This window comes from Modicisalibacter muralis, from assembly GCF_900102945.1.
Taxonomy (GTDB): Bacteria; Pseudomonadota; Gammaproteobacteria; order Pseudomonadales; family Halomonadaceae; genus Modicisalibacter; species Modicisalibacter muralis.
The window spans coordinates 80,239-100,080 of record NZ_FNGI01000006.1 but is presented as its reverse complement, the minus strand read 5'-3'; the positions used below and the strand labels follow the sequence as shown (position 1 = coordinate 100,080).

The 19,842-nt window shown below is 60.9% G+C and carries 22 protein-coding genes; 11 read left to right on the top strand and 11 right to left on the bottom strand.

Annotated elements, in window-relative coordinates; genetic code table 11:
- Positions 1-6: 6 nt before the first annotated feature.
- Positions 7-1,665 carry a GMC family oxidoreductase gene (locus tag BLR92_RS11625; protein ID WP_089728725.1) on the top strand — a complete coding sequence of 553 codons (1,659 nt, stop codon included), beginning with the start codon at positions 7-9 and terminating at the stop codon, positions 1,663-1,665.
- Here BLR92_RS11625 and BLR92_RS11620 read toward each other — a convergent pair.
- From BLR92_RS11620 to BLR92_RS11610, 3 genes are read right to left on the bottom strand one after another with little or no spacing between them, the layout of a single operon-like run.
- Complete coding sequence (locus tag BLR92_RS11620; RefSeq protein WP_089728941.1) at positions 1,662-2,516, bottom strand: N-acetylmuramoyl-L-alanine amidase; 855 nt, start codon at positions 2,514-2,516, stop codon at positions 1,662-1,664. The two genes, BLR92_RS11625 and BLR92_RS11620, sit on opposite strands and share 4 nt — an antisense overlap.
- A 14-nt stretch (positions 2,517-2,530) precedes the next feature.
- Positions 2,531-3,271 carry a DUF3307 domain-containing protein gene (locus tag BLR92_RS11615; protein ID WP_089728723.1) on the bottom strand — a complete coding sequence of 247 codons (741 nt, stop codon included), beginning with the start codon at positions 3,269-3,271 and terminating at the stop codon, positions 2,531-2,533.
- Positions 3,268-3,909, bottom strand: coding sequence for a hypothetical protein (locus BLR92_RS11610; protein ID WP_089728721.1), 642 nt, complete (start codon positions 3,907-3,909; stop codon positions 3,268-3,270). Before BLR92_RS11610 ends, BLR92_RS11615 begins: the two co-directional genes overlap by 4 nt.
- A gap of 301 nt (positions 3,910-4,210) precedes the next feature.
- Here BLR92_RS11610 and BLR92_RS11605 point away from each other — a divergent pair, with 301 nt between their 5' ends.
- On the top strand, positions 4,211-4,603 hold the full coding sequence (locus BLR92_RS11605; protein ID WP_089728719.1) for a hypothetical protein: 393 nt from the start codon (positions 4,211-4,213) through the stop codon (positions 4,601-4,603).
- 247 nt (positions 4,604-4,850) lie between these two features.
- On the opposite strand, the gene BLR92_RS11600 is transcribed toward BLR92_RS11605, so the two are convergent.
- The 5 genes from BLR92_RS11600 to BLR92_RS11580 all read right to left on the bottom strand — a co-directional run bounded on the left by BLR92_RS11600 (position 4,851) and on the right by BLR92_RS11580 (position 10,396).
- Positions 4,851-6,026: a vWA domain-containing protein gene (locus BLR92_RS11600; protein WP_089728717.1), complete on the bottom strand. Its 1,176-nt coding sequence runs from the start codon at positions 6,024-6,026 to the stop codon at positions 4,851-4,853.
- A 2-nt stretch (positions 6,027-6,028) separates the two neighbouring features.
- Positions 6,029-6,886 carry an AAA family ATPase gene (locus tag BLR92_RS11595; protein ID WP_089728716.1) on the bottom strand — a complete coding sequence of 286 codons (858 nt, stop codon included), beginning with the start codon at positions 6,884-6,886 and terminating at the stop codon, positions 6,029-6,031.
- Between the two features lie 77 nt (positions 6,887-6,963).
- Entirely contained in the window at positions 6,964-7,881 is a 918-nt protein-coding gene (locus BLR92_RS11590) for a GGDEF domain-containing protein (protein ID WP_089728713.1), read from the bottom strand.
- 121 nt (positions 7,882-8,002) lie between these two features.
- Positions 8,003-9,787, bottom strand: coding sequence for an ABC transporter transmembrane domain-containing protein (locus BLR92_RS11585; protein WP_089728711.1), 1,785 nt, complete (start codon positions 9,785-9,787; stop codon positions 8,003-8,005).
- 45 nt (positions 9,788-9,832) lie between these two features.
- On the bottom strand, positions 9,833-10,396 hold the full coding sequence (locus tag BLR92_RS11580) for a cytochrome b (protein ID WP_089728709.1): 564 nt from the start codon (positions 10,394-10,396) through the stop codon (positions 9,833-9,835).
- 260 nt (positions 10,397-10,656) lie between these two features.
- Here BLR92_RS11580 and BLR92_RS11575 point away from each other — a divergent pair, with 260 nt between their 5' ends.
- A complete protein-coding gene (locus BLR92_RS11575) occupies positions 10,657-11,139 on the top strand; it encodes an anthrone oxygenase family protein (RefSeq protein ID WP_089728707.1) in 483 nt (160 codons plus the stop codon).
- Between the two features lie 50 nt (positions 11,140-11,189).
- On the opposite strand, the gene BLR92_RS11570 is transcribed toward BLR92_RS11575, so the two are convergent.
- Positions 11,190-12,095, bottom strand: a complete 906-nt coding sequence (locus tag BLR92_RS11570; RefSeq protein WP_089728705.1) for a cation diffusion facilitator family transporter — start codon at positions 12,093-12,095, stop codon at positions 11,190-11,192.
- A 164-nt stretch (positions 12,096-12,259) separates the two neighbouring features.
- Between BLR92_RS11570 and BLR92_RS11565 the strand changes: the two genes are divergently transcribed.
- The 4 genes from BLR92_RS11565 to BLR92_RS11550 all read left to right on the top strand — a co-directional run bounded on the left by BLR92_RS11565 (position 12,260) and on the right by BLR92_RS11550 (position 14,858).
- A complete protein-coding gene (locus BLR92_RS11565; protein WP_089728703.1) occupies positions 12,260-12,706 on the top strand; it encodes an SRPBCC family protein in 447 nt (148 codons plus the stop codon).
- Positions 12,693-13,031: an ArsR/SmtB family transcription factor gene (locus BLR92_RS11560; protein ID WP_089728701.1), complete on the top strand. Its 339-nt coding sequence runs from the start codon at positions 12,693-12,695 to the stop codon at positions 13,029-13,031. The genes BLR92_RS11565 and BLR92_RS11560 overlap by 14 nt, the downstream gene beginning before the upstream one ends.
- 7 nt (positions 13,032-13,038) lie before the next feature.
- Positions 13,039-14,253, top strand: coding sequence for a methyltransferase (locus BLR92_RS11555; protein ID WP_089728699.1), 1,215 nt, complete (start codon positions 13,039-13,041; stop codon positions 14,251-14,253).
- Positions 14,254-14,318: 65 nt separating this feature from the next.
- On the top strand, positions 14,319-14,858 hold the full coding sequence (locus BLR92_RS11550) for an O-acetyl-ADP-ribose deacetylase (protein ID WP_089728697.1): 540 nt from the start codon (positions 14,319-14,321) through the stop codon (positions 14,856-14,858).
- Between the two features lie 146 nt (positions 14,859-15,004).
- On the opposite strand, the gene BLR92_RS11545 is transcribed toward BLR92_RS11550, so the two are convergent.
- The gene (locus BLR92_RS11545) at positions 15,005-16,324 is read right to left on the bottom strand and encodes a glycerophosphodiester phosphodiesterase family protein (protein WP_089728695.1); all 1,320 of its coding nucleotides are present in this window, start codon (positions 16,322-16,324) and stop codon (positions 15,005-15,007) included.
- Positions 16,325-16,399: 75 nt separating this feature from the next.
- Entirely contained in the window at positions 16,400-16,963 is a 564-nt protein-coding gene (locus BLR92_RS11540; RefSeq protein WP_089728693.1) for a thioredoxin family protein, read from the bottom strand.
- 476 nt (positions 16,964-17,439) lie between these two features.
- Between BLR92_RS11540 and BLR92_RS11535 the strand changes: the two genes are divergently transcribed.
- The 4 genes from BLR92_RS11535 (at position 17,440) to BLR92_RS11520 (ending at position 19,751) form a co-directional block, all read left to right on the top strand.
- Entirely contained in the window at positions 17,440-18,108 is a 669-nt protein-coding gene (locus tag BLR92_RS11535) for a dihydrofolate reductase family protein (protein WP_089728691.1), read from the top strand.
- A 141-nt stretch (positions 18,109-18,249) separates the two neighbouring features.
- A complete protein-coding gene (locus BLR92_RS11530) occupies positions 18,250-18,660 on the top strand; it encodes a VOC family protein (RefSeq protein ID WP_089728689.1) in 411 nt (136 codons plus the stop codon).
- Between the two features lie 136 nt (positions 18,661-18,796).
- Positions 18,797-19,282, top strand: a complete 486-nt coding sequence (locus BLR92_RS11525; RefSeq protein WP_089728687.1) for a VOC family protein — start codon at positions 18,797-18,799, stop codon at positions 19,280-19,282.
- 88 nt (positions 19,283-19,370) lie between these two features.
- A complete protein-coding gene (locus BLR92_RS11520) occupies positions 19,371-19,751 on the top strand; it encodes a VOC family protein (protein WP_089728685.1) in 381 nt (126 codons plus the stop codon).
- The last annotated feature ends 91 nt before the right edge of the window (positions 19,752-19,842 follow it).

Sequence of the window (19,842 nt, the reverse complement as noted above, 5' to 3'; positions counted from 1 at the left end):
GCTCTCATGCCAGAACAACACTACGACTACATCATTATCGGCGCTGGCACGGCGGGTTGCCTGCTGGCCAATCGCCTGAGCGCCGACCCCGCCAACCGGGTGCTGCTGATCGAGGCCGGCGGCAAGGACAACTATCACTGGATCCATATCCCGGTCGGCTATCTTTATTGCATCGGAAATCCGCGCACCGACTGGTGCTTTCGCACCGAGCCGGATGCCGGACTCAACGGTCGACAACTGATCTATCCGCGCGGCAAGACGCTGGGCGGTTGTTCCAGCATCAACGGCATGATCTATATGCGCGGCCAGGCGCGGGACTACGATCATTGGGCCGAGGTGAGCGGCGACGATGCCTGGCGCTGGGATCACTGCTTGCCGGATTTCATGCGCCACGAGAACCACTACCGGCTGGATGCGGCGGGCAGCCGGGATGCGCAGCACGCGCGCTACCACGGCCATGGCGGCGAATGGCGGGTGGAGCGCCAGCGCCTGAAGTGGCAGGTGCTCGACGACTTCGCCGAGGCCGCTCGACAGGCCGGAATACCCGCCACCGATGACTTCAATCGCGGTTGCAACGAAGGGGTCGACTACTTCGAGGTCAATCAGCGCCGGGGCTGGCGCTGGAATACCGCCAAGGCCTTCCTGCGCCCAATCTGCATGAAGCGCGACAACTTTCAGCTATGGCACGGCACCCAGGTACTGCGCCTGGTCTTCGAGCGCGGCGAGGGCGGGCGGCCGCGCTGCACGGGCGTGGAGGTAGCGAAGGGCGGCGAGACCTTGACGGTGAAGGCGCGCGGCGAAGTCATCCTGTCGGCCGGGGCCATCGGTTCGCCACAGCTATTGCAGCTCTCCGGCCTTGGCTCCCCGTCGCTGCTGCGCCAGCATGCTATCCCGGTGATCCAGGAACTGCCCGGTGTCGGCGAGAACCTTCAGGATCACCTGCAGATTCGCGCCATTTATAAGGTTGCCGGCGCGAAGACGCTCAACACCCTGGCCGGTACGCTACTGGGCAAGGCGCGTATCGGCCTGGAATACCTCATCAAACGCAGCGGGCCGATGAGCATGGCGCCGTCGCAGCTCGGTGCCTTTACCCGCAGCTCGGCGGCGCAGCCGTATCCTAACCTCGAGTACCACGTTCAACCGCTGAGCCTGGACGCTTTCGGGCAGCCGCTGCATACCTTCCCGGCAATCACCGCCAGCGTCTGCAACCTCAATCCCACCAGCCGCGGCTCGGTGCGTATCGACAGTCGCGATGCCCGCGAGGCGCCGAAGATCGCCCCCAATTACTTGAATAGCGAGGAGGACCGGCAAGTGGCGGCGGACTCGCTACGCGTGACCCGGCGCATCGTCGCCCAGCCGGCCTTCGCCAAGTACCAACCGGAGGAGGTCAAGCCGGGCGTGCAGTACCAGAGCGACGACGACCTGACGCGCCTGGCCGGCGATATCGGCACCACCATATTTCACCCGGTGGGCACGGCTCGCATGGGTCGAGCGGACGACGCCATGGCAGTGGTCGATTCGCATCTGCGCGTACGTGGGGTGGATGGGCTGAGAGTGGCGGATGCCAGCGTGATGCCGACCATCACCAGCGGCAATACCAACTCGCCGACCCTGATGATCGCCGAGAAGGCGGCCGGCTGGATCCTGGCCGAACGGCGTGGCTAGAGGCACGCTGCCGAGAGGCGATACTTTTCCAGCAAGGCCCAGAGAATTGCCGCGGTCTCGGCATCCGGTTGGACCTTGTCTTGGGTCATGCGGAGATAGTCGTCGGGACGAAAATGCATCGTAAAGGCTCGTAGTACGTCGTGGGTCCGGTCGTCCAGTCGCCCGCTGATCGTGATGGGATAGCCATAGGCGGCGAGTGCGCATTGCAACTCGGCCAGGGTCGGCGGATTTTGGCGAAAGCGCCTCAGGTAGCGGGCAACGCTGGCATCGTCGGGCCAGGCGCCGATACCGGCGGCATGCAACTGGCGCCAGGGGAAGCGCGGGCCGGGGTCGATCTTGCGCGATGGGGCGATATCCGAATGCCCCACCACGTTGGTGGGATCGATGCCGTGGCGGGCGATGATATCGCGTGCCAGGGCGATCACGGCATCTATCTGATGTGGCGGGTAGGGCGCCCAGACGCGGCCCTGCGCGGTGTCGGTTGGCCCGCGGTTGACGATCTCGATGCCGATCGAGGTGTCGTTGAGGTTGTGCCGGCCCTTCCAGGCGCTGACCCCGGCATGCCAGGCTCGGCGCGATTCGTCGACCAGTTGGTAGATACGCGGTTGCCCATGTATCCAGCGGGCGGGCAGCGGCACCACGTAGTGCACGCTGACGTTGGGCCCGGTCAGCGTGGCCAGCGAGCGAGCCTCGCCGCCATCGGTATAGTGCAGCACCAGGTAGCGCACGCGGCTGGAGTGGGATGGCGCCGTGTACTGGTGGTCGGCCACGTATCCGTTGCGCCGTTCGAGCGTGGCCGGGCCGCTGCAGCCCGCCAGCAGCGCCGCGATCAGCAGGGCGATGTGTCGCATCGTGATGCCGCGCATCATAGTGCTTGCAACGACTGGCGCAGTGCCAGCCCCAGCATCAGCGTCAAGGCGAAGCTGAGCATGGTTCCGAGCAATACGTATTCGGTCAGCTTGCGGTCGCGATCTTCACGCAGATCGCCGAAGCGCAGCACCGATTTGGCGGCCAGCAGGAAACCGATCGGCATCAGATCGCCGGCCAGCACGAACGTCAGCACCAGGAAACGCTCCAGAATTCCAATCCGCGCGCCGGCATCGGCCAGCGTGCCGCTATTGTCGATCTGCTCGCTCCAGCGATGCATCACCAGGGCGATCAGGATCGATAGCGGTCGTGTTATCACCAGATAAACCAGCGCCACCAGCAGCACCTGCGGGTCCAGTAGCCAATCCCGGGTGGCGGCCAATAACGACCAGGGTTCGACCAACCAGGCCCAGGCCGCGAATAACACGGTCAGGTGCAGAGCCTGATCGAGCAGAAAGTAGCGAGCTTTTTCGGGCGCGTAGCACTTGAAGATATCGATCAGCAGATGTGTGCCACCGATAAACAGGGCAGCGAGAATGGCGGAATGAAGCGGTTGTCGAGTTATCAGCAGCACGGCCAGGACCAGCGCCGTATGGACCGCCGCATGGAGATACAGCGCCGCTGAGCGGTAGCGATAGCGCTGCTTGCTTTGCACCCAGGCCTTGCACTGCAGCAGAAAATCGCCGACCAGATGCGCCAGTAGCAGGGCCAGCAATAGCGAGGGAAAGGGGAGTGTCATGCCAGGCCCTCCGTGAGCCGCGTGCCGACATGGGCAAGATAGTCGCGGACCAGCGTCCAGCGGGCGGCGATCAGCCGACGATTGACCGTCGGCTGCGTGCGCTCCAGGCGCTTGGCCAGGGCCTGCTGGGATTCGTCGTGTAGCAGGCTCAGGTAAGCCACCTCGGCGGAGAAGCGCGACCAATGGCTGAGAATGTCGTCGGCAAAGCGTGTCAGTAGCGCCAGTTCGTCGTTGAGTGCCGTCGAAGGCGTCACGACGGTCAGTCGGTCCGCCTTGTCGCCGAGTGCATCGAGGCTACGGCCGGAAAGCAAAAAGGCTTGGCCGTCGGCTTCGGCGAAGCGCTCGGCCGTCGGCATTTTGGCAGGGCCAACCGCCACGGCGATGCGGGCATCCCACATGAACTGGCGGGAGGGCGATTGCTGCATCAACGCGGCGCGTACCAGCACGGCGGCTACCATGGCATCGCCAGGCTTGGGCACGGCAATCTGGAAGCCATCGCCGCGATAGCGATCGCCACGTGCGCCAAAGCGCGATGCGAGCAGCGCCAGGGTATCTTCGAGGGTGCGGCTGAGCCGCTCCCTCTGCTGGATTCGTTGTGAGCCGACCACGTCGCCGGTCAGTACGCCGATGTTTTGCATTGCTGCACCTTTCCGATTAATAGCTTATTATAGCTATTAATCGGGTTTATAGCCAAAAAAGACTATCATCTTTCATGAGGCTTATAGTCTATTTCAGCTATTTTTAGCCAAAATAGTCAATAGCCATTATAAAAATTAGCTTTTTAATACTGTAATTATATACAGTTAGTGGGCGCTACCCAAATTCGCTTGGTAACGTTTTGTCTCTCGAAGAGACAAGCCGAGGAGTCGGCAAGGAACTTGCGCTTCCATCGAAAATGCTGATTAATCAGACGATCATCCATACTAGCGGGGATTCTCGATGTCCAGAATCATGCGTATCCGTTCTGCTGCAGCCATGCTGGCGGCGTCTTTCGTGGTTCTTGCTCAACCGGCATTGGCACAAGCCGAGAATGACATACCACCCGAAGTTCAGGCGCAGTTGACTAATAGCTACATCGAGATGGCTGCCGGGTTCTATGGTATCGGCGTCATGTGTGGTGCCAGCGACGCGGAACTCGAAGAGTCCAGGAACAAGCAATTAGCCATGTTGGCCAAGCAGCCGGGTATTCCCGCCGATTATGAGCAGCGTTACGAGGCCGCCATTGCCAAGAGCGAGGCCGAAGTTGCTAAATTGTCACCAGCCGAGCGCAAGCAGACTTGTGACGAGATAAAACAGTCCGTGGAAGACTTTGCCGCGAAATATCAGAACTGAATATGTAGTTAGGCAATTTTTCGACCAGGCTGGCGCACCAGTACCGCGTGGCCTGCGATTCGTCGGGGACGCCGAGTCCGTGCAGGCTTTTATGCAGTGGTTCCTTAGAGGGTGTTTACAAAAGTAGCGAGCGACGGTCAGGCAAGGCGAAATCAGCCGAAAAAGCGGAGTTTGCATGCTGTAAATGAGCATTTTGAGGCTGATTTCAACACAGCATGGCCTAGTGCAGTAGTTTGTAAACACCCTCTTAACGGACCAGTTCGCGCATGGCTGTCTCCAGGCCCTGCAGTGACATCGGGTACATCCGCCCCTCGATCAATTCGCCAATCAGTCGAGTGGAGTGAGTGTACTCCCAGGAACGCGGCGGCATGGGGTTGAGCCAGGCCAATTTATCGAATTTGGCGGTCAGCCGCTGGAGCCAGACCGCGCCGGCCTCGTCGTTGAAATGCTCGACGCTACCGCCAGGGTGGACGATTTCATAAGGCGACATGGCGGCGTCGCCAACCACGATCACCTTGTAGTCGGCGCCGAAGGTACGCAGCACTTCCAACGTGCCGACACGCTCGCTACGCCGGCGATTGTCGCGCCACAGCCCCTCGTAGATGCAGTTGTGGAAGTAGAAATATTCGAGGTGCTTGAACTCGCTGCGACACGCCGAGAATAGTTCTTCGCAGGTGCGGATATGATCGTCCATCGAGCCGCCGACATCGAGCAATAGCAATACCTTGATCGCATTGTGACGTTCGGGGCGCATGCGTACGTTGAGCAACCCGCCATCGCGTGCCGTGGCGTCGATGGTGCTGTCGATATCGAACTCTTCCCCGGCGCCGGATCGCGCGAAGCGCCGCAGCCGACGCAGCGCCATCTTGATGTTGCGCGTGCCGAGCTCCAGCGTGTCGTCGTAGTCGCGGTAGTGGCGTTCGTCCCAGACCTTGACCGCGTGGCGATGCCTTGAGCCGTCCTGGCCGATGCGAATGCCCTCGGGGTTGTAGCCATGGGCGCCAAATGGACTGGTGCCGCCGGTGCCGATCCATTTATTACCGCCGGCATGCCGCTCGCGTTGTTCTTCCAGGCGCTTCTTGAAGGTCTCGATCAATTGCTCGAGCCCGCCCAGCGATTCGATTCGCGCTTTCTCTTCGTCGGAAAGCGAGCGCTCGAACTCGCGGCGCAGCCAGTCGTCGGGAAGCAGCGCCTCGATAGCGCCGTCCAGGTTCTCGATACCCTCGAACCAGGCGGCGAAGGCGCGATCGAAGCGGTCGTAGTGACGCTCGTCCTTGACCAGGGTCAGCCGCGCCAGGCGGTAGAAGTCGTCGCCATCGGCGAATGCCAGGCCACGTTCCAGCGAGACGTGCAGATCGAGCAATTCGCGCAGCGATACCGGCACGCCGGCACGCTTCAGGGTGTCGAAGAGGCCGAGCAACATGCCTAGCGTCTCGGGCCGTTGTTCTGGCGACGTACCATGAAGGCGAGGCGTTCGAGCAGGGCGGTATCTTGCTCGTTCTTGATCAGCGCGCCGGCCAGCGGTGGGATGGCCTTGCTCGGGTCGCGCTGGTAAAGCGCCTCCTGGGCCAGTTCATCGGCCATCAGCAGCTTGAGCCAATCGACCAGTTCCGAGGTGGAAGGCTTCTTCCTCAAACCGGGTGCCTGACGCAGATCGAAGAATACCTCCAGCGCCTGGGAAACCAGTCTTGGGGCGATCGCCGGGAAATGCACGTCGACGATTTGCTGCAGCGTTTCGCGATCGGGGAAGTCGATGTAGTGGAAAAAACAGCGGCGCAGGAAGGCGTCGGGCAATTCCTTCTCGTTATTGGAGGTGATGACGATGATCGGCCGATGCCGGGCACGCACGGTCTGATCGGTTTCGTAGACGTAGAACTCCATGCGATCGAGTTCTTGCAGCAGGTCGTTGGGAAATTCGATATCCGCCTTGTCGATCTCGTCGATCAGCAGCACGACCCGCTCATCGGACTCGAAAGCCTCCCACAGCTTGCCCTTGTTGATATAGTTGCGCACCTCGTGCACGCCCTCGACGCCCAATTGCGAGTCGCGCAGGCGGCTGACGGCATCGTATTCGTAAAGCCCCTGATGTGCCTTGGTGGTGGACTTGATGTGCCAGGTGATCAGCCGGGTATCCAGCGAGCGCGCCAGTTCCTCGGCGAGCAGGGTCTTGCCGGTGCCGGGCTCGCCCTTGACCAGCAGCGGGCGTTGCAGTGTGACCGCGGCCTCGACGGCCAGTCGCAGCGCATCGGTGACGACGTAGGTGGAGGTTCCCTCGAAAGCCATGTACTTGCCTCGTTGACGTAACTTCAAACGAGTGTACGAAAGCCATCCGTCGACCACAATTGCTGAATGCCAGCGATTCAGCCAAGTACCGATACCGAGGCGGGCGTCATGTCGACATTGACGATGCAGCTGGTGATGCAGTTGCGTCCCCGCGCCTTGCACTGATAGAGAGCGGCATCGGCGCAGGCGATCAGGTTCTCGACATCGATCGGCGTGCCAGGCTGCGCCGTGGCCACGCCGATGCTGACGGTGACGACCGGCGCAGTCGGCGATTCCACATGCGGAATGCCCACCGCCTGGAGCATGCCACGCATGGCCTCGGCGAGCCGCACGGCCTCATCGAGTTCGACGTCGAGCAGCACGACGACGAACTCCTCGCCACCCAAGCGCACCACGATATCCGTATCGCGTCGGAAGATATCGCGCAGCACGTTGGCGATCTCGATCAGGCAGTCGTCGCCCGCCAGGTGTCCGTAGTGGTCGTTATAGGGTTTGAAGTGATCGACGTCGATCATCAGTGCCGAGAGCGGCGCCATGCGTCGTCGGCTCAAGGGCAGCGCGGTATTCAGACGCTGTTCCAGCAAACGGCGATTGCCCAGCCCGGTTAGGGGGTCATTGAGAGTTTGTTCGAGCAACTGCTCGTTCTGCTCCCTTAGCGTAACGAGCAGGCGCTGGATCTTCTTGGTGAGCAGGGCGATATCGTCCTGACGTCGCATTAGGGACTTGGGCGGTTCACCCCGATCGCCGTCCTGCTGGTGCTTTACGTAGTTGACGAGGCGGTGAAGTGGCCGCGCGATCTGGCATTGTATCAGTGCCACCGAGGCCATCAGCATGGCCAGCAGCACGCCCCCGAACAGGCCTAACTGCACGCCGATGTCGAGTTCGGAAAATACCCCGAGAGACGCCGAAGTCCCCGCTCGGGCGATAAACCAGAGCAGGATACCGGCGGCCAATAACAGGCCGGTAAAGGCGGGAAGAAGGCGTCGGTATGACAAATTCGCGGCTACCCGGTTAGCAGAAGTTCCTAAGTTAATTTATCGGCAGGAACGAGCGAATCTTGAAACGATCGTTGGACGATTTTCGTTCCAAAAGTGCCAACCTGGCGCACTTGGCTGGCTAATCGATAGCGGGTATATCGAGATCGAACTGCAGGCTGGCCAGATGGCGATATAGCGGATTACTTTCGAGCAGCTCATTGTGCGTGCCGGCGCCGATCAACTGCCCGCGATCGAAGACCAGCAAACGGTCGGCGGCAACGACGGTCGCCAGGCGATGCGCAACCACCAGGCTGGTGCGACCGACCATCAAGCGATCCAGCGCCTCTTGCACCAAGCGCTCGCTTTCGGCGTCCAGTGCGCTGGTGGCTTCATCGAGCAGTAACACGCTGGGGTTGCGCAGCAGAGCGCGGGCAATCGCCAGGCGCTGGCGCTGACCGCCGGAGAGCTGCACGCCGCCTGGCCCCAGGTAACTGTCGAAGCCATTGGGCAACGCCTCGATGAATTCCAAGGCATTGGCATCGCGCGCTGCAATACGCACGGCATCATCGTCGGCGTCGGGGTCGCCATAACGAATGTTGTCCGCGGCGCTGCCGGTGAACAGCACCGGCTCCTGTGCGACCATACCCATCGCCGCGCGCAGCTCGGCCGGGTCGAGATCGCGCAGATCAATGCCATCGAGACACAGTCGGCCGGCATCGGGATCGTAAAAGCGCAGCAGCAGTTGCAGCAGTGTGCTTTTGCCGGCGCCAGAAGGGCCGACCAGCGCGACGCGTTGGCCAGGGCGGATATGCACGTTGAGCTTCATCAGCGCCGGCGTGTCGGGGCGGCTGGGGTAGGCGAAGTGCAGGTTCTCGATGGCGATCTCGCCGCGCGGCGGCTGCGGCAACGGGCGGGGCGAGGCGGGCGCATGAATCTTCGGGCGTGCATCGAGCAATTCGAGCAGCCGTTCGGCGGCACCCACGGCGCGTTGCACATCGCCGGCGACTTCGGCCAGTGCCGCCACGGCACCGGCGGCCAACACCGCATAGAAGACGAAGGCCGACAGCTCACCGGCGCTCATCTCACCCGCCAGCACGGCATGCCCGCCTTGCCAGAGCATGATGCCGACGGCGGCGAACACCACCAGCATGGCGATACCGGTCAGCCAGGCACGCTGGCGAGTACGCGCCAGCGCGACCCCGAAAGCCGCTTCCGCTCGTTCGCCATAGGTATGGCGGTCGCTTTGCTCATGACCGAAAGCCTGCAAGGTGCGGATGCCGGCGAGCGCTTCACCGGCATAACGCCCCAGCTCGGCGACCTGATCCTGACTATGCCGCGAAAGGCGCCGTACGCGCCGCCCGAACCACAGGATCGGCAGCACCGTGGCGGGGATGCCCAGCAATACCAGCGCACTGAGCCAAGGCTGGGTAACCAGCATCAACACCACCGCGCCGATCAGCATCAGCAGATTGCGCAGCGCCACCGACAGCGCTGAACCGAACAGGCTCTGCAATACGCTGGTGTCGGCGGTCAGCCGCGATTGGATCTCGCCCGCGCCACTGTTGCGATTGAGGCTTTGCTCGAAGAAACCGGGTTCCAAGGTCAGCAGGTGATCGAAAACCTGGCGACGCAGATCGGCGGCCAGCCGCTCGCCGATCCAGGTCACCAGGTAGTAGCGTAGCGCCGAGGCGATCGCGAGGATGCCTACTACCACCAACAGGCCGGCCAAGGCCTGATTGAGCCGCGTGGCGTTTTCGGCCATGAAGCCGCCGTCGATCACCAGGCGCAACCCTTGGCCCATCAGTAGCACGCTCCCCGAGGCCACCAGCAGGGCGACACCGGCGCCGATCAAGCGGCCGCGATAGGGGCGCAGCAGCGACAACAAGCGCAGCAGGATGCGCGGGTTCTGGCGGGTTTTGGTCATGGCGTGGCTCGGTAGCGAAAAAAATAATGTCCTAGCCACCGCCTGTCATGAGTCTCTACGCTGGAACAGGCTCATGCGCTGCATGACGCCGTCGCGACGAATGCGCCAATGATAAAGCGCAGCAGAGATGTGAATGAGGGCCAGCACCAGAATCGCCCAGCCGACCCGCCCATGCCATGCATACAGGCTTTCGGACAGCGCCTGATCCTTGGGGATCAACCCTGGCAGGTTGGCGTCGAAAAACTCGACCGGAAAGTTGCCGATGTCGGTGGCCAGCCAGCCCAGTATGGGCATGGTGAACAGCAATAGATAGAGTAGGGTATGCACGATGCTACTGGCGATACGATTGAAGGTGGGCAGGGGCTCGGCGTAAGCCGGCTTGCCTTTGACCAGCCGGATGATCAGGCGCAACGTCATCAAGCCAAGGATCAGCAAGCCGAATGTCTTGTGGTACTGATAGAGAAGGTCGGTAGTGGCTTTGCCGAAGCGTTCGACAAGATTTTCGAAGCCCAGCCAACCCAGCGTCATGCCGCTGGCCAGCGAACATACCACCAGTCCGGCAACCAGCCAATGCAGCAGGCGATGAGAGTAAGCGTAGCGTGCGATCATGATGCGAACCCCGCCCGTCGGACGTCAGCTTTGAATCTGCTTCACTATGCGCCGCGATGCAAGTGGAGGATTCATCGATCGGCCGGTCCCTCGTGCCATCCCCGCGCCTTATGACTCACGCCGAGCTCTTTCAACGACTCACTGCGCTGCTAACCGAGCGGTCACTTCCAACTGGGCAACGCGGCAAATATCGCCTATTAAGAAGAAGGCATGGAATCGATCGCTGCGCCATCGGCAAACGGGGAGACGCTTCCGTGGTAATGGTCTGGCAATTCGAGGGCGTACTGACGCTGCTCGCGGCATTGGGTTGCGGCCTGGTCGCCGGGGTGTTCTTCACGTTCTCGACGTTCGTGATGCAGGCGCTATTTCGCCTGCCGGCGCATGAGGGCATCGCCGCCATGCAGTCCATCAACATCGTCGTATTGAACCCCTGGTTTCTGGGAACCTTCTTCGGCACCGGGGCGATATGCGTGTTGTTGATCGTCTTGGCGCTGGTATCCGAGGCCGGGTTCAGTGCCGCCTTCGGGGTGCTGGGCAGCGCGCTCTACCTGGTGGGAACCTTGGGGGTGACCATCGTCTGCAACGTGCCCCGCAACCAGGCACTGGCCAAGCTCGACCCCAAGGCACCCGACTCGGTGGCGCACTGGGACGACTATGTCAGAAACTGGACGCGCTGGAATCATGTGCGGACCATTGCGGCGCTGCTCGCGGCGGCGGTGTTCAGCGTGATGCTGGCCGTTTGAGCGGGCCTGGCCAAGGATGCCCTGGTCAGGCAGCGGAATGGCTGGTCGGCTCAGGCCCAGCGCGGATCGGCGGTGAAGGCCACCGTGAACCAGCGCTGCTCGGCGGGAATGCTGAGTTGCGCGGCGATCTCCTCGCGAATCTCGTCGAGGACGATCATGCCTCGCTGGGTCGCGAAATCCGTGCGGGTGATGATGTGGATCTCGATGAAATGACCGCGTCCGGTCTTGGCTACATGACTGTGATACTGGAGCAGACCGTCGCGCTGCATCACTTGCTGCATGGCGGCGTGGACTTCCCGGTCGATGTGGCTGGGGGCGATCAGGAACACCTCCTTCATGGCGCGACGCACGATGCCGATGGGTACCGGCATGAAGCAAAGCGTGAGTATCGCCAGCAGCAGGGAATCCACATAGGGGGTCCAGTGCGACCAGGCCGTGCCTTCCAGAAATAGCGCAATCACGAAGGCCACCAGCAGGGCGGAGGTGATCAGTGCGGCCATTAGCCAGCTCTGGATATCGATACGCACGAACTCGGAGTTCGCCTCGCGATTGATGCGTCGCTCGAAGGCGTACATACCGAAGCACACCGCTGCGACCAGCACTGCATAGGCGATGGCCACACCGAAGGCGAGTTCCTGCCCACCTTCCATCAAGCCCTGTATGGCATTGAGAAAGGCGTAGAAACACAGCAGCGTCAGGATGGCGCCGTTGAGCGCGGCCACCATTGGCTCGAAGTGCCAATAACCATGCTGGAAGCGCTGGCTAGTCTGGCGCACGACCAGGCGCGACACCAGCAGCGCGAGGCCGGACATGGCTGCATCGATGGTGGAAAATACCCCGTCGAAGAGGATGGACTGCGAACCGGCCAGCAGGCCCAGGACGACACCCAGGGCGGCGACGACCAGAGTCATGGTGATGGAGAGCTTCAGGGCTCGCTGTTCGAGATGCGCTTGCATGGCGGCGTCGCTGCTTGGGCAAAACCGCTAATATACGGCTTGGCGACCGTGACTTGCCAGCAACGCAATCTGTAGCACGTTCCGTGTGCCGACTATTTATGCAGCCGAACGGTTGCGTTTTTCGCCACAATAGTCGATGCTAAACGCAACCAGGAGGTTGCGTTATGAAAGACAGCATCGAGAAGAGCATCGAGCTAAAAGCACCGGTCGAGCGCGTCTGGCATGCGTTGACGGACCATCGGCAGTTCGGCGAATGGTTCCGCGTCAAGTTGGATGGCCCCTTCGAGGTAGGCGAGGTCTCCCGAGGCCATATCACCTATCCGGGCTACGAACACGTCCAATGGGAGGCAAGGATTCAGGCCATGGAGCCCGAGCGTCTGTTCTCGTTTACCTGGCACCCTTATGCCGTCGACCCTGACAGAGACTACGTGGACGAGCCACCAACGCTGGTGGAGTTCCGACTGGAGCCCATCTCCGGCGGTACGCGTCTCGTCATCACGGAATCGGGCTTCAGTCGCATACCGGAAGGGCGCCGGATGGAGGCCCTGCGCATGAACGAGTCCGGATGGGAAGAGCAAACGTCCAATATTCAGGCGTATGTCGAGGCCTAGTGCAACGGTCGCGAAGCGCGATCCGGTACCGGTGTTCGCCGCCCTGGGCGACACCAACCGCCTGATGCTGGTGCTGACACTGCGTGATGGCCAATCCCGGTCGATCAGTCGACTGACATCCGACTTCCGGATGTCGCGTCAGGCCATCACCAAGCATCTTCATGTGCTCGAGCAGGCGGGTATCGTCAGGTCGCGCCGCGTCGGCCGAGAAAATCACTTCTCCTACGTTCCCGAACCCATCGAGGACGTGCGCTCGTACCTCGATCGGGTTTGCGAAGAGTGGGATGACGCCCTGTCACGCTTGAAGTCGTTCGTCGAGGACTGAGCCCTGGATGCCTATGACCTATGCCGAACGCTTTCAGCGACTCACCGCGCTGCTGACCGAATGGCAGCCGCTCTGGCGGCCCTTGCCTTTTCATCACCGGCAGATGCCCTGGGCATCGCGGCATTCTGGTTTATACCGTTATCTTATGTTGTTGGACGAAGCGAACTGGATCCGGCTGGAGAGGGATCCCTTCGCGACCAGCGGGATTGGCACCTGGCTACCGGTGGCCGAGTTGACGGAGCTGACGCAATTGCCGTCGCGCCACGCCGCCGATGAGTCCGCCTTGCCCAACCGCTGGGGCGATCACATCGGCGGGCGCAAGTGGCAGCAACTGGAAGCCTTCGTTCACCGAGTCGAGGCGAAGCCTGGGCAGGCCATGTTGGAGTGGTGTGCCGGCAAGGGCCACCTGGCACGCACTCTGAGCCGATTGCATGGCAGCGAGGTAACAGCGCTGGAGTGGCAGGCCGAGCTGTGCGAGCAGGGCAGGCAACTGGCCGAGCGCCAGGGTGTAGCGCTGAAATTGATCCAGCAGGACGTGATAGCCCCAGACGCCGGGCGCTGGCTCGATCCGCAAGGGCACGTGGTTGCTCTGCACGCCTGTGGCGACCTGCATACCCGGCTGTTGCAGCGGGCGGCGGAAACTGGCTGCGATATCACCCTGGCGCCATGCTGTTATCAGCGCACCGCGGCCGACCATTACCGTCCGCTTTCGCAACTGGGGCGGCGCCTGGCCGAGTCACACGATCTGCAACTCGAGCGCGACGACCTGGCCCTGGCCGTGCAGGAAACCGTGACCGCATCGGCGGCGGTGAGCCGGCAGCGTGAGCGGGCCAATGCCTGGCGCCTGGGCTTCGACCTGCTGCAGCGCGACGTGCGCGATTGTGACCGTTATCTGCCGGTGCCCAGTCTGGCCTATGGACGCATGCCGGCGAGCTTCGCCGACTTCTGCCGTTGGGCGGCGCAGCAGAAGGGGCTCTCATTGCCCGAAAGTACGAATAAGGGGATCGAGTGGGAGGAATGGGAAGCCGCCGGCTGGCGACGCCTGGCCGAGGTGCAGCGCCTGGAGCTGGTGCGCCATCTGTTCCGGCGCCCGCTGGAGGTTTGGCTGGTGCTGGATCGGCTGATGCTGCTGGAGGAGGCTGGTTACCGGGTCAGGCTCGGCACCTTCTGCGAACGCGAGCTGACGCCGCGCAACCTGCTTATTCAGGCGACACGCCCCTGAGATTCCACAACTGCTACGCTCAGAAATGAGCTCATGCATTGTTCAGGCAACGCTCAGGAGGAGCGATGGACAAGGACCTGTTCAATCGCCGGGTCAGTGTGATCACCGGCGACATCACCCGGCTCGAGGTGGACGCCATCGTCAACGCCGCCAATCACTCATTAATGGGCGGCGGGGGCGTGGATGGCGCCATTCACCGTGCCGCCGGCTCCGAGCTCAAGCAGGCCTGCCAGCGTCTGCGCGACACCGACTGGCCCGACGGCCTGCCGGACGGTGAGGTCGCCCTGACCGACGGCTTCAACCTACCGGCGCGCTACGTGATCCACACCGTGGGCCCGGTCTACGCCAAGACCAAGGACAAGTCACATCTGCTCGCCAACTGCTACCGCAACGCCCTGGCGCTGGCCGACAAGCACGACTGTCGCAGCATCGCCTTCCCGGCGATCTCCACCGGCGTCTACGGCTATCCGTTCGACGAGGCAGCGCACATCGTGATCGATACGCTGGAAGAGGCGCTGGATGCACATGACTTGCAGGTGACGCTGTGCTTCTTTAGCGATCGTGATCAGCAGGCGTTCGAGGCCATCGCCGAGCAGCGGGCGTAGTGGATCGCTGACGTATCTCGTCCACCGCAGCAGACCGCTTTAGCCTGAACCAAAAATCCGGCGCTGCCTTGTCTCGATAGAGAAAACAAGGCAGCGCTCATTGTTTGATGCTCGATGCGGGCTTGCCGCCTGATGTGGGTTTGGGATCAGGTGTCGGTGTTCACGCAGTTGTCATAGAAGGTGACCGTAGCTGGCCAGTCCGAGAACAGGCCGATCACCTCGACATCGCGCGCCAGCACATCCAGCGAGAGCAGCTTGTCGCCGTCGCTGTCGATCACGTCGTCGGTGGTCCGGTGATACCATTCGCCGTCCTTGGTCAACGGGCCCGAGCGCTCGAAACTCCAGGCAATGATATCCAGGCCAGCCTGCTTGGCGCGTTCGGCGTAAACCGACGGCACGATGCGGCTGCCGGTTTCACCGGCATCGGGATTGGAAGCCAGCAGCATCCACAACGGCGGCGCGATGATATTGACGCCCTGGTCGACCAGCTCTTGCATGCTTGGCTCCCAAGTTGCCGGATCGTCATATACGAAGCCCTCCTCGTCGTAGCGATCGTCGAGATAGACGGCCTGCTTGCCGAACGCGGGCGTGTTCTCGATCCAGTAGCGTACATCCTCCAACTCGAATGACTGCGGATAGACGTTACTCGGCGGGACATTCGCCGCCTTGTATTCATCGATCATCTTCCGGGCATAGTCTTCTTGCGACATGCCATCGAAGGGCATGGAGACGCTGGGTGCCTTTAGCTCCGGGGTCATCTTCACACCCAGCGCCTTGAAAAGTTCGATGCTTTCAGCATGGGTCATCAGCGTACCGCGCTGTGCATACAGATCGGTGCGCCAGTCGGGCGTGCTATTCATATAGGCTTCGAGGCTGCGTGCTTCGGGATTGGCGCCTTCCATCTTGCCCTCGAGCGTCTTGAACTCGGCGAGGGTAATGTCGCTGGTGCAACACTGAATGGCCGCTGCGTTTAGCAGTTCGCCACTTTGTGGATCGAACTCGGGCGGTACGCTGCATTTCTGGGCCAGGTCCGTCGCGAGGATGTTGGTGGTGGCGTGCAGGTCACACTGCGAATGGCGGCAGACCAGTTCCTTGTCCGCGGTAAAGGTGACATCGCATTCCATGATGCCGGCGCCCATCTGGGCCCCGGCAATATAGGCTTCCCGTGTATGTTCGGGAAACTGCAACGGCGCCCCGCGATGGGCGATGGAAAACTCCGTGCGTTGCCAGTCATCTTGCTGGGCGGCACAGTTCAGCAGCTTGGCCTTGAGCTTGCGGGAACGCTGCGTTTCCTCGTCCATGTCCTGGACCAAATAGAGTGGACGCGGGCCGAGGGTGACGTTCTTGGCAGCCGCGATGATGGCCTCTTCAGTGCTTGTCTCATTATTTGCCGCCCAGGCGGGCGCGAAGGCAATTATCGAGAGTAGTAGGCAGAGAGTGGCGGAGAAGGTCTTGTTATTGGGCATGGTGGGCTCGCTGTCCTTTGTGAGTGGCATAGGAGCCTTGAGTATAGGACGCTAATGTGACGGCGCGGCGACCACTCAGTTTCTGCGGCCAAGCTTCCACTTGATGTTGCAACCCATCGACGGCTTCTGCTGGGCGTCCGGCACTTGGCCTGCCAGCACCGCATCGGCTGCTGTGCGCAGATCCGCGCCAGTCACCGGCGTTTCCTTGCTCGGGCGGCTATCGTCGAACTGGCCGCGGTAGGCCAGCTTGTGCTCGCCATCAAACAGGAAGAAATCCGGTGTGCAGGCCGCCTCGAAGGCGCGCGCTACCTCCTGACTCTCGTCCACCAGGTAGGGGAAGGTGTAGCCGCGCTGGCGAGCCTCCTCGAGCATCTTCTCCGGGCTGTCGTCCGGGTAACTATGGAAGTCGTTGCTGTTGATCGCGACCACCGCCAGGCCTTGCTCCTGATACTCGCGGGCGAACTCGGCGAAGGCATCGGCAACGTGCTTGACGAACGGGCAGTGGTTGCAGATGAATGCCACCACCAGTGGCTGCCCGGCGAACTCCTCGCTTGAGACTTCCTTGCCCTCGGGATCGGGCAGCCGGAAGGCAGGCATTGGCGAGCCCAGGTCGAGCATGTTGGAAGGAGTCAATGACATGGGTTGAAACCTCCTATTCTTGAGTAGCGAAAACGCTCGCGCCAGGCGCGCGAGATGGAACCTTTATTGTATGCCGCTATAGTGGATTTGACCCCGATGCAGTCTGGCGCGGTCAATCGGCTAGCAATTCATTTTTACATCGTGTGACGCATACGTTTTTCAATGGATTAGAAAATTCTATGGTTATTGGGATAACCATGCGGCCTAACAATTCCGTAAGAGACTTCCTGTCAATACCCAACAATAGCCTCTCGGCCTTGAGCCTCCAGGTCTTTTCTGACGTTAGGCCTCAGCCGCGTCAGTGTCGATTTTGTACGGTGTCGTTCGACAATCAGCTAGAGCTAGAGATTATCCAAAGTCACCTTGAGCAGCCCAGGCGTTGGGCGCCACTCACACCCAGAATGCACCGGGCTGTCGATTACGCGGTGTCTCGTTCGACTACTGGGTGCTAGAAAGCAAACCAGGAGGATGAGCTCATGCGAAAAGTGATTGTCGGCGCCATGGTTTCACTGGATGGTGTCATGCAGGCGCCCGGCGGGCCCCAGGAAGATCCGACCAGTGGGTTCAGCTACGGCGGCTGGGTCGCGCCGCTGGCGGACGAGGTGTTCGGCGAAGAGATCGACAAGATGTTCAGTCAGCCGTTCGACCTGTTGCTCGGACGAAAGACCTACGAGATCTTCGCCGCGCACTGGCCGTATGCCGAGGACGGACCTGATGATTCCATCGCGAGAACCTTCAATTCGATCAAAAAGTACGTTGCGACCCGAAAAGGGCTGAATCTGACCTGGAAGGGCTCGATGGCTCTCCGTGACGCAGCGCACGATGTCGCCAAGCTGAAGCAGGAAGATGGGCCAGCGCTAGTCACGCAAGGTAGCACCGACCTGATCCGAACGCTGCTTGCGAGTGATCTCATCGACGAGATCAATATGTTCACATTCCCAGTCGTACTCGGGGGAGGCAAGAAGTTGTTTGACGATGGCGCCAAGGGAGCGGCGTTCAAACTGGCCGCCAGTCGAGTGTCGCCCAGCGGTATTGTGATCGCGCAGTATGTACGCGATGGCGCGGTGAAAACCGGCGACTTTGCCATGGACCCTCCCACGCCGGCGGAAGTGGCGCGGCGTGAGAAGATGCAGCGGGAGGGTTAGTGGCTTTGTGTGATATAGATCGCAGCTTCGGCAGAGTGCAGAAGAATTCCTCGTGGCTGTCGCAATCACGATTGGCTGTACGACTAAGAGAAGACAGCATATGAAGCTGTCGCTTTATCAACAACCTGGAGAAAGCGAACAATGTCCCGAATGATCTTCGTGAACCTGCCCGTGACGGACCTCGATGCATCGATGGATTTCTACAAGGCCATCGGCTTCGAGAACAATCCACAATTTACCGACGATACGGCGGCATGCATGGTATTGAGTGAGGCGATCAACGTCATGCTGCTTACACATGCTAAGTGGCGTACCTTCACCGACCGTCCAATCCCACCCGCAACCTCTAGCGAAGTGATGCTTGCCCTGTCGTGCGAAAGTCGCGAAGCAGTTGATGCCATGAACGAAGCGGCTGCCAAAAATGGTGGCACAGCAGACATCAACCCCGTCCAAGAACTTGGTTTTATGTATAACCGAAACTTGGCGGATCCCGATGGGCATGTCTGGGAGGCTATGTGGATGGATCCAACGGCGATTCCCACAGGCGATTAGGCAAACTAAGAGAGCGTCAAGTGGCAGAAGGCCAGCGCATAACAATTCGCTCCAGCCGATCCGGCCTACGCCACTTCGCGGCTTTGGCCGGGCGGCTGAGCTTGGGCGTTAGGCGGCATATATATGGAGAAATGACATGATGAAGCAAGCAAAGAACACGATTTGCCTTTGGTACGATGGCGACGCCGAGGACGCGGCGCGGTTTTACACCAAGGTTTTTCCCGATTCATCGATCGGCGCGGTGCACCATGTGCCGGGAGACTTGCCGTCGGGGAAGAAAGACGACGTGCTGACCGTGGAGTTTAGCGTGATGGGTATTCCGTGCCTCGGGCTCAACGGCGGCCCTATGTTCAAGCACAACGAAGCGTTCTCGTTTCAGGTAGCAACCGCCGACCAGGCCGAAACGGATCGCTACTGGAACGCGATCGTCGACAACGGCGGCCAGGAGAGCGCGTGCGGTTGGTGCAAGGACAAATGGGGATTGTCCTGGCAGATTACGCCGATCGCCCTGACGAAAGCGGTCACCGATCCCGATTCCGCCGTCGCCAAGCGCGCATTCGATGCGATGATGCAGATGAAAAAGATCGACATCGCTGCAATCGAGGCGGCGCGCCGCGGCTGAAGCAGGCAGGGTAGGCGACGACACCTTCTCTCACGGTTACGCCCAGGCAATTAGATGCCGGCTAACTTTAGCGTTGGGTACCAAGAACATGAGCATGCACGATCAGCGGCCTCCGGTGGGTGTAGCGCACGTTGTCCTGCAGACGGACCGCATGGAGAAATCTACGCGATTCATGCGCACAATTGGTATGCGCCCGATATTCGACGGGCCTGAAGTCTCGGTCTATGAAATGCGAGGCGGGACGCACTTAATCCTGATGCAGAAACACAAGATTGTTGGCGGCGATGCCCCGTTCGATCTCATGGTTGATGATCTGCATGCAACTCATCAGCGATTTACATCTCTGGGGCTTGCACCATCACCGATTGAGGCTCGCCCAGCCATCGATCATGAGGTTTTTACTGTCTGCGAGCCTGCAGGACATGTCATCACATTCTTCTCAAGTCATGCTTCGGGCAAGCCCACATGACGTGGAACTTGGTACCCAACAAGGCGGTTCAGTTGCGGTTGAAGGTATAAGATAGTTCCCTCTCGGCATTGCCGGAGCAGGCGCCGGCAGA